The sequence below is a fragment of the Psychrobacter sp. Rd 27.2 genome (assembly GCF_001921755.1).
In the GTDB taxonomy this organism is placed as follows: Bacteria; Pseudomonadota; Gammaproteobacteria; order Pseudomonadales; family Moraxellaceae; genus Psychrobacter; species Psychrobacter celer.
In genome coordinates this window covers 340,342-350,573 of sequence record NZ_MRYB01000002.1, presented here as the reverse complement: position 1 = coordinate 350,573, position 10,232 = coordinate 340,342, and the positions used below count along the sequence as shown (strand labels likewise).

General features: G+C 40.6%; 8 protein-coding genes. 7 read left to right on the top strand and 1 reads right to left on the bottom strand.

Going from position 1 to position 10,232, the window contains the following annotated elements:
• The first annotated feature begins 127 nt into the window (after positions 1 to 127).
• From BTV99_RS03745 to BTV99_RS03720, 6 genes are all read left to right on the top strand, one after another.
• Positions 128 to 1,159: an HNH endonuclease family protein gene (locus tag BTV99_RS03745; protein ID WP_075101015.1), complete on the top strand. Its 1,032-nt coding sequence runs from the start codon at positions 128 to 130 to the stop codon at positions 1,157 to 1,159.
• 42 nt (positions 1,160 to 1,201) lie between these two features.
• On the top strand, positions 1,202 to 3,526 hold the full coding sequence (gene pglZ, locus BTV99_RS03740; protein WP_075101014.1) for a BREX-1 system phosphatase PglZ type B: 2,325 nt from the start codon (positions 1,202 to 1,204) through the stop codon (positions 3,524 to 3,526).
• Positions 3,527 to 5,575 (top strand): protease Lon-related BREX system protein BrxL, encoded by a 2,049-nt coding sequence (gene brxL / locus BTV99_RS03735; RefSeq protein ID WP_075101013.1) that lies wholly within the window; start codon positions 3,527 to 3,529, stop codon positions 5,573 to 5,575.
• Positions 5,576 to 6,281: 706 nt separating this feature from the next.
• Entirely contained in the window at positions 6,282 to 7,370 is a 1,089-nt protein-coding gene (locus tag BTV99_RS03730) for a YafY family protein (RefSeq protein ID WP_075101012.1), read from the top strand.
• Positions 7,371 to 7,436: 66 nt separating this feature from the next.
• On the top strand, positions 7,437 to 8,459 hold the full coding sequence (locus BTV99_RS03725) for a PD-(D/E)XK nuclease family protein (protein ID WP_075101011.1): 1,023 nt from the start codon (positions 7,437 to 7,439) through the stop codon (positions 8,457 to 8,459).
• A gap of 43 nt (positions 8,460 to 8,502) precedes the next feature.
• Positions 8,503 to 9,132: a hypothetical protein gene (locus tag BTV99_RS03720; RefSeq protein ID WP_075101010.1), complete on the top strand. Its 630-nt coding sequence runs from the start codon at positions 8,503 to 8,505 to the stop codon at positions 9,130 to 9,132.
• Between the two features lie 72 nt (positions 9,133 to 9,204).
• Here the strand turns inward: BTV99_RS03720 and BTV99_RS03715 are convergent, their stop codons facing one another.
• Positions 9,205 to 9,507: a hypothetical protein gene (locus BTV99_RS03715; protein WP_075101009.1), complete on the bottom strand. Its 303-nt coding sequence runs from the start codon at positions 9,505 to 9,507 to the stop codon at positions 9,205 to 9,207.
• Between the two features lie 250 nt (positions 9,508 to 9,757).
• On the opposite strand from BTV99_RS03715, the gene BTV99_RS03710 reads away from it, so the two are divergent.
• Complete coding sequence (locus tag BTV99_RS03710; protein ID WP_075101008.1) at positions 9,758 to 9,976, top strand: helix-turn-helix transcriptional regulator; 219 nt, start codon at positions 9,758 to 9,760, stop codon at positions 9,974 to 9,976.
• Positions 9,977 to 10,232: the final 256 nt, after the last annotated feature.

The following is a 10,232-nucleotide window of genomic DNA, read 5'->3' as shown; positions in this document are numbered from 1 at the left end:
GGCTCGTAATTATAAGTCTATGCTGTATCTAGCTTGTACTATGATTCATTGCAAACTGAATTAGGGACACGCCCTAGAGTCTCAAGATAAAGGTAGTATCGATAAACAGTATAATCGTTGGAAAAAAGTGATTGATGCTTTGGGTGACGACTATGCAGTGCAAGAACGGTTTTTCCGCCAATATTACAACGCTTTTAAGCCCAGTTTAAAGCAGATAGTCTCTGTACCGGTAGCCACCAAGTCAAATCTGATTAAAATATATGAGAAGCTAATAACCCAAGATGCTGAAGGTTTTCTGCAGACAATGATTCGTATGTCTGAATACTATGCGCAAATTGTAAGTTATCGCGCTGTGCCCAATCAGCCTAAATTATCTTCGTTATTACTATCATTAGATCGTATCCAAGGTAGACCAGCATATCTACTACTAATGGTGCTATTTGAATGTAAGGCTGATCTTAAACTGCAAGACATTCACTTAGAACAAACAGTAGAATTTCTAATCTCCTATTTCGTTCGCCGAAACGCGACTGACTTACCACCAACCCGAGATCTCACTCGTATTTTTATGGATGTGGTTGAGAGTATCATGACATTACAAGGTGATGAAGTGGTTAAGCATATTCAAACTAGACTCAAAGCCGAAAGCGCTAGTGATGAGCAGTTTAAGAAGAGTCTCAAAGGACCCATTTACGAGGATAATAAAGCAGTTTGTCGTTTCGTTCTATGTGCTTTAGAAGAAAGTCGTATGACTCGTGAGACTCAAGTGGATCTATGGGCGCTTAAAGGTAAAAAGTATATCTGGACTATTGAACATATTTTTCCTCAAGGCGACAACATACCGATTGACTGGGTGGAAATGATTGCTAATGGAGATACAGAGCTTGCTGAGGAGTATCGTCAAGCTTATGTACATTGCTTGGGGAATTTAACCATCTCTGGTTATAACAGCGCGCTAGGTAATAAAAGTTTTGAAGATAAGAAAAACCGAGTGGATAAGCAAGGGCGTAAAGTTGGCTATAATAATGGACTATATTTAAACGAATCACTAATTGAACAAGACAGTTGGTCTGTTCAAAAGATTGAAGATCGTACTGATAGACTAGTCGCCGAGATAATGGAAAAGTACCTATTAACAGTATCAATTGCCAGTATTTAGTAGTGTTATAGCAATGCCTGTTTATCTCTTTATGGGAAGATTATGAAAATTATTGATTTACTAGCCAAAGAAGTACGTGCCAGCGCTAACTATAACTCAAATGTTCAAGTAGCTCCTAGTGTGATTCTTTGGATTGATAAACAGCGGCAGTGGGAGTCAGCACTACCGTTATTGCAAGCCGCTATGCCTGAGCTGATCGTTCTAGGAGACTATGCTCCTGAGAAAAAAACAGGTCCTGCTATCTGGATTAAATGTGTTGTTGATGGCGCTCTTTTGGAGGTTGAGCTTCCTACAGATCGCACTCCTATTGTTTACTTGCCAGGCATTGAGCGCCGAGACTTACGAGCCATTGCTACTTGTCCTGAAGCGCTGATGCCTTTAGCTGAACTGCAATACCGTGGTAGCTGGTGGATATATAATAATTCTGGACGTGATTGGACCGTAAATGCTTTTTTGACTTCAGATAACGGTGGTGTTGGTCTTGATGTTGCTAGGGATGACAAAAGCCAGCAGGCAATGTTACGTGTATTAAATGAAATTCTTGAAAGCAAGCGTGAGGATTTGGCGAACCGCCGTCTTGAGGCTTCAGACTTTAACAAGCTGGTGTCTAGCGATCCAGTTCGTGATTTACTCAGTTGGATGAACGATGAAAAAGCTTGCCGTGAGCGCTGGGATGAGGCGCGCTGGCAAGCATTAGTCGGTATTTGTGAAACTGAATATCATTTAAATCCCGAGCAAGATGGTGAGCTGACAGCCGCTGAACTGTTGTGCCAACGCCAGGGAGTTTGGGAGGGAGTGTGGCAGCGTTATGTTGAATCCTGTCATCATTACCCTTCTTTGCCCGAGCTATTACTAAAGGTTCAGGGTGATCTTGTTGCTGATGGTGCAAGTTACCCAGTTATAAACCAAACTGAAGAATCTGCTTTAGAAGAATCATTATCTCAGCTACAAACACTTAACTCAGTCGAGATACGTCAAGAGTTAGCTGCACTAGAACAGTATCATGCTGAACGACGAGAATGGATTTGGTTTAAGTTAAATATGGCTCCGCTGGCTGGGGTGCTGAAGTATTTGAGTGGTGTTGCAAGCATAACTCAGCAGGGTTTTTCTGGCACTGACCCTGAAGAGATGGCTACGTTATACCGTGATAAGTATTGGCAGGTTGATGACCTAACACTTAAAGCATTGGCTTATCCTTTGGTGCTCAGTCAGCAAGCTTTAGTACAAAAATTGCTTGCGCTTATCTATATGCCTTGGCTAGATGAAGTTACGCATAACTTCCAAAGTTTAGTAAAGGAGAAAGGCTATCCCGGTACGGCTCAACTCAACAAGGCGACAGCTGATTATGCTGATGCGGGAGAGGTGGTATTTTTCGTTGATGGCCTACGTTATGACTTAGCACAGCGTCTTATTGAACAGTTAGAGCCATTGGGAGAGGTTGGATTTACCACTAATTGGGCGGCATTGCCTTCAGTTACTGCAACAGCTAAAGCTGCTGTTACGCCAGTACATGATCGTCTAACCGGTAGAGAAACCGACCGTGATTTTGTGCCAAGCTTGCTGAATGATAATAAAAGCTTCTCTGCTTATTACTTAAGAAAGTTTTTAAAAGAGAAAGGTTGGCTTTATCTTGAAGAGGGTGATTCAGGAGATCCAGCTTGTAATGCCTGGGTACAAAGTGGTGACATAGATAAGGAAGGCCATGTACGAGGTCTTAAACTTGCAGGCAGGGTTGATAGTTTATTATGTGAAATAATTGAGCGCATTGAAGAGTTGCTGGCGGCAGGATGGCGGAAAATCAGAATCGTAACTGATCATGGGTGGATGTTGACTCCTGAAACTATGCCAAAGGTAGACCTACCTAAACACTTAACAGAAACTCGTTGGGGACGATGTGCAGTAATTAAAGATTCAGTTGCCAGTGGCTATCTGCAAGTAGGATGGCACTGGAATAGCCAAGTCAGTATTGCTATGGCACCAGGAGTTTCTTGCTTCAAGGCTGGCTTGCATTATGATCATGGTGGCTTGAGTTTACAGGAGTGCCTGACACCGGTGATTGAGATTCTTAATAAACAAAGCTCAGCCTCAGCTGCTAAATCATCGATTACAGCGACCTTATCAGATTTGCGCTGGCTTGGATTACAGTGCAGAGTGCAAGCTGATAGCGACTCTGATGGAGTTGTCGCAGTACTACGCATACATGCGGCTGACTCAGACTCTGAGATTAGTAAGCGTAAACCACTTAAAGAGGGTAAATGCACGCTCATGGTAGATGACGAGTATGAAGATACGTCAGCCGTTCTTGTGCTACTAGACGAGCATGGCAATGTGCTAGCAAAAAAACCAACATTAGTAGGAGATGTATAAGTGGAATTAGATGCACTGGATCAAAAGGCTGCGGATTTCTTTGATGGATACATCGTCCGTAAGGATCTTGTCCGTACATTTGCTCGCCAGTTCCCAGTACCAACTTATGTGGTTGAGTTTATGCTTGGTCGTTATTGCGCATCAACAGACCCAGATGAAATAGAGGAAGGTCTTGAGATTGTCCAGCGTCAGCTGTCTTCAAGAACAGTACGTGCAGGAGAGGAGGAGCTATTCAAAGCACGTGCCTATAAGGATGGATCAGCTAAGCTTATTGATATTGTGAGTGTCAAGTTTATTGAAAAAGAGAATGGTTATCTTGCCAGCTTACCCAGTTTAAATCTTAATAAAGTACGTATACCGGACAAGATTGTTGATGACAATGAGCGTCTTCTGACAGGTGGGTTTTACGCTGAAGTAACGCTTGAATACGACAGTATTATTGCAGAAGAAAAAGGTAATGCTTTTGGTATAGCTGAATTGCGACCCATTCAAATGTCCAAACGTAACGTACTAGATGTGATGACTGAAGCTCGCACAAATTACACGAGTGATGAATGGCGTGATTTCTTAATTCGTTCCATCGGCTTGGAACCAAACACGTTATCACAACGGACTAAAGATGCCATCCTACTGCGTATGGTGCCATTCGTTGAGCGTAACTACAATATGGTCGAGTTGGGACCACGTGGTACAGGTAAGAGCCACTTGTTCCAGCAGGTATCACCTTATGCTCATCTAATTTCTGGTGGTAAAGCAACAATTGCTAAGATGTTTGTGAACAATGCTAGTGGGCAGCGTGGTTTGGTCTGTCAGTACGATGTAGTTTGTTTTGATGAAGTCAGCGGAATATCCTTCGATACTAAAGAAGGTGTCAATATCATGAAAGGCTACATGGAGTCGGGTGAGTTTAGCCGAGGTAAAGAAAGCATCCGTGCAGATGGATCATTGGTGTTTGTGGGTAACTTCGATGTGGATGTAGAGCATCAGCAACGTGTCGGCCACTTATTTGGTCCTTTACCTGCTGAGATGCGTGATGATACGGCATGGATGGATCGTATTCATTGCTACCTGCCAGGCTGGGATGTCCCAAAAATGAGTAAAGAGCTAACTACTGACCATTTTGGTTTAGTTAGCGACTTCTTTTCTGAATGCATGACTCGCCTGCGCTTTCAAAGTCGTGTATCTGCTATGCAGAACCGCGTGTATTTAGGTGGTGCGCTCAGTGGCCGTGATAGCAATGCAGTTAATAAAACAGTATCAGGACTGCTAAAGTTAATGTATCCAGATGCTGAGCTTAGCGTATCTGATGAAGACTTGGAATGGGCAATTCGTTTGGGGCTTGAAGTACGCCGCCGGGTGAAGGAGCAACAGAAGCGCGTTGGTGCTGCTGAGTTTCGTAATACCCATTTCAGTTACACTATCGGTGATGATGGAATTGAAAAGTTTGTTGCTACAGCAGAACTGAGAGCTAATAACGAGATAGGTGATGACCCATTAGAACCAGGACAGATTTGGACTATTAGTGAAGGTGGGTCTGAGATTGACGATAACGCTGGTCTGTATCGTATAGAAGTAAACGAAGGGCCTGGCTCTGGAGTGAAGATTCTTAATAATCCAGCACCAGCTGCGTTCAAGGAGTCTTTACGTTACGCTGAACAGAACCTCTATGCGCGCTCCATGCAGCTGATAGGGGATCGTGATCCTAGAGCTCATGAGTTCACAGTACAACTGAGGGCTTTCGATGCAGCTAAAAAAGGCTCTAGGATTGGTGTGGCAGCGTTAGTTGCTATGTGTAGTAGTATACTGAAAAAGTCAGTAAAAGGCGGTCTTATATTGATAGGAGAGATAAATCTGGGTGGCTCTATTGAACCTGTCACCAATGCGGTCAATATTGCCGAACTAGCAGTAGAAAAGGGTGCTAGTGTGCTACTTATGCCTGTTACAGCTAGGCGTCAGCTGTATGACTTGTCAGATGATATGGCTACCAAAATCGATATACAGTTTTATCAAGATGCGCGTGATGCACTGTTGAAAGCTATAGTAGAGTAAACCCTAACATTACTCAAACCACCTGAGTATTTCGTAAAATCTTAAAAGCGCCTCTAAGTAATTTCTGATTTGACTTAGCGGCGTTTTTTTGTACTAGGTTATGCTAAGCACGTCGTTATTTTTTCCACTAAATCTAATAATAACAAACCCTAAAAAATGACGATATTAACACCTAAGCAGTAGAGCTTGCCCAATTTTATATACTGATAAAAGTCGATATATACTTCATTCTATATACTACACATCCATAGTCCTCGGGTAACCCTCCTAACAATTGATCATGATTATTGAAGCAAACGATAGAATTTAGAATAGTATATAACCTAGAAAACTAATTGGTAGGCAGTTTAATATACTTATCTTAATGATAATCACTGATGAGCGAATGGATATGACAGCGGTTTTAAGTAATGAGGATGAACCTCTTATTGAAACAATAGCCCACGCGTGCGCCATTGCTTTTCAAGGTAATGCCAGCAACGGACTGCAGTAAGACTATTTTTCTTTCTAGATCATTGGTATCAAGAGGATTTAAGGGTGATGGCAGTGACATCAGTACAAGCGCCATTTTGTCTTGCCGTATCGGGTGGCGTTGCTAGCTCTAACAAGTCACAGCACTGCTCAAAGGCAGTTGTCAAAGCAATTTATGATAGTTCACTTTTAAGATGACAGTTTGATAGATTCGATAACCTATAGAGTAGCTCATATGTCTACACACCCAATCGCAACCTACAAAAAATCAGCCCGTTTGTTTGCGCTCTATCAGCGCTTGCCACGTAGTAAAGACAAGGCAATATCACTCACAGAGCTAATGAATGTTTATGGCAATAATCCTAACCATTACGCAAACGAGCGTAAAAATTTAGAGAACGACCTAGCGAGTCTCAACCAAATATTCAATGACGTCTTTTACAGCGACGCTTTAATGCGTCTGCCAGCTTGGGGACGGAATATCAGCGGACAGACGGCAAGGTTTTATATTGAGCCAAGCTTTAGTATTGATGTCATTAATGAGCAAACGGTGTTCTTTTGGCAAATGCTTGATAAATATACCGCAAATTATTTACCAACGTCTTTCAAGCAAAGTATTAGCGATAAGTTGACCCAGTTAGATCGTCAAGATAAGACCAGCTTCAATCAAAGCAGACTAGGGCAGTGGCAAAATCATCTCATTACCCTGCCCAGTATCGTACAAGCACCAAAGCTTGATAGTGACGTGCTCGCTAGCATCCATCAGGCGCTATTACACAACAAGCAGCTTCAAATCAGCTATCAAAACAAATGGCGTAACAGTCCTACAATCAGGGTAATCTATCCTAAAGGACTTATTTTTATCGACAATATGATCTATCTTACTGGCTTCAATCCAACGAGTGATCATATTGATGATAATGTCCTGTTGAAGGCACATCGTAATTTTGCAGTTAATCGTATTGAAGCAGCTGAAGTAACAGAGCAGTTGGTACCGGACTGGGTAGAGCGCAATGCTTTTACTCTTGAGAATCTACGTAAGCTAGGAAAGCTTGAATTGAATAATGGTTTAAAAATCGGACTGGTTCTAAAGGTGCAAAAATATGCCTGCCAGCATTTATATGAGCGGCCGTTATCATCTACTCAAACGATTACGGTTGTCGATGACACTTGGAACGAAGTGCGTGCAACAGTTGCCAATACGCAGCGCTTGCAAGACTGGCTAGTCAGTATGTCGCAGTTGGCAGTGGTGATTGAGCCTAACGAGTTAAAGGCAGTTATTCTTGAGCGCCTAGAAAGTGGGATGAAATTATATACAAAATAGTTTATCAAGAATTTTGCTAAAGTACTAAAACACAAATACATTTTTTAATGTAATCAAGGAGCTAGAGTGACCACACCTAACTTATTTAAATTTGCCACTTCTGAGTTATCACAAGACGCTTTTATCTGCTGGCTTCTGTCATGGGCAGATCAAGACTATCAGACAGGAAGCGATAAACATAAAGCGCTCAATAAGGTAGCAACCAGTATATTGGCGTTATTCTTCGATAAAGCGAACAAATCACTACCGAGCCATATTGATGAAATAGTAGTGAAGCGTCAAGTGAATAACATTGATGTCCTTTGTATTATTAACGACACTTACTGCGTATTAATTGAAGATAAAGTAGGTAGTATTCAGCATTCTAATCAGTTGGTTCGATACAAGCAGTTTATGCTTAATGGACACGCTCAAACCTTTACAGAAGATAAGATAATCCCAATTTATTTACAAACGCATGATCAAAGCAACTATAAGGCTGTGTTAAAGGACGGCTTTTATCCAGTAACTAGACGAGATTTATTAGACCTCTTTAATAGTGAACAAAATGCGACACTACAAGAGAGTGATATATATAGCGATTATTATAACTATCTGCAGTCTATTGAAGAAGCAGTGCAAAGCTTTAAATCAAAACCTGTTAACAAGTGGAAAAAACGGGCTTGGATTGGCTTTTTTCAACATTTACAGTCTTATCTAGGAGAAGGCCATTGGAAGTATGTCGCCAATAAGTCAGGAGGGTTCATGGGTTTTTGGGCATTCAAGCAAGTGGTAGGTGACATCGCTGTCTATTTACTACTAGAACAAGATAAGGTTTGTTTTAAAGTCTCCGTTCCTAGTAGTAAGGAATATAGCAAGATTAGAAATGAGCTTTATAAATTATTTAAGACAGAAGCGTCTAAGTTCGATTTAAAAGTGATTAAGCCGAAGCGCTTTGGTTCAGGCAAGGATATGACCTTTGCTGTACTAGACACAGATATCTTTGATGGTGAAAAATTAATAGATATACAGCAGGTTAATAGGCTGATGGATGAAGTACAAAAATTCGTTAATCATACGGTAAGTCAGTATAAAAATAAAAACGAGTGATACTTTTAGTGTCGTAACATTTAGAGTAACAAAAGGTCTAATCATGAAATATCAGCTCGACAACTCAAAAATAGATAGTGTTCCGTGTGTCGCCTTATACCGACCAGATAAAGACCATTATTCGCCATCTATTATCGCCTGTTTTATGATCAATGACGGTTGGAATGAGCAGGCACTACTAGCGCTAAAAGAAAAAGCAGAGGCTGATATTTTAGTAGGCTTACAGACAGATGAGCATAAGTATGAACGCTTAGATATTATAGAGGGGGTTGTTAGATGTCAGCCTGGTGAAATAAATGATGTCATTGCACTGCTTAATGTGAATTCTGCAAGTACTATCATCGGTATAGATGTGATAGATGTTATAAACTTGTTTGAGGTTGGCAGTTCATTCCAGTTTGTTCAAGCGAGCTCTACAGGCGAACATGAATTCGATATGATAAAAACAGCTACATATAAGATGATTGGTCTACTTACTAACGCTCGTAATACTAAAGGGGTACTTATTGGGACGCAGAGCGTGCAAAGTCTGCCACTGGAAGCCTTTGCTTATATATCAGATGCTATTGAGGGGTTGTTGTCTAATGATAATGCATTTACTTATCTCAGCTCAAGTATGACTGATGAGCCTAATTGTTTTCGTTTAAAGGCGGTTTATGCTGAAGAAAAGTAAAGCCACATGTAATAAACATATGGCTTTGGCTGCTACTATCAATTGAAGCTAGTTATATTTGCTAATAGAGTCTCAGCGCCACATAGCATGCTCACATACTGCGCAAAACCAACTCTCTTTTGCCCGCATATAAGCAATATCGGCAGGTACTTCAATAGGACAGGCGTTTCCGCAATATTCGCAGCACACATCATCTAAGCATGCGTAGCATTGGCTTATGGTGTCAAATAACGTATGGGTACTAATGCTATATTTTTGACAAAGTAAACTAACATAATCCACATAGCTGATTTTATGATTATAGGCCCAATAATCCTCACAGACCCGTTTGTCCCAAGCGTTTTGTGTCATGCTCCATTTAATGCTGATGCCCATAACGTACTCCTTTTTAATGATCTGATACCTACGGCTAGCATTACCTTTTTATAGTAATGATATCTATTGAACCAGTCGCACCTACCATCATTAGCCAGCTATTGAGCAGCAAGATAGGTATATGACATAATAAAGCGTTAGTCAGCATAAAATAGTTTTTGACGGAAACTTAGTTATTGCCAACGAGTATTATTCTAGCAGAAAAGTAGTCACTGGCAAGTATTTTTTACTTACCAATAAGGATTTTATTGTGATTTCTTGTAATCTCCCTGTGCTTTTAGCAGAAAGACGACTTCGAGTTGCCGATTTAGTAAGGATGACGGATATTAGTAAATCGACACTTCATAGGATTTATAACGATGAGACGACTCGTATAGAGTTCGATACGCTAAGCAAATTGTGTGAAGTACTAGAGGTGACACCATGTGAGATATTAAAATACGTACCTGATGAAGACAGTAAAAATTAGGTTTTCTAAATAATGTAGCTGAACGCGTACGTTCACTTTAAACTCTAAAAAATAACGATATTACTATCCGATCAGAAGTATTCATAGCTCTCATAGATAATGGTTTAGCTATTATTTGTGAGAGCTTTTTTAATGACTTTGCACTCATTTACAGCCAATATATTTTTTAATAAATATAATTAAATCATCCACTTGTATAATGTTATGTTATAACGTACTATTAATGAAATAATGATTCTTAGAGCAGTAAATAGTG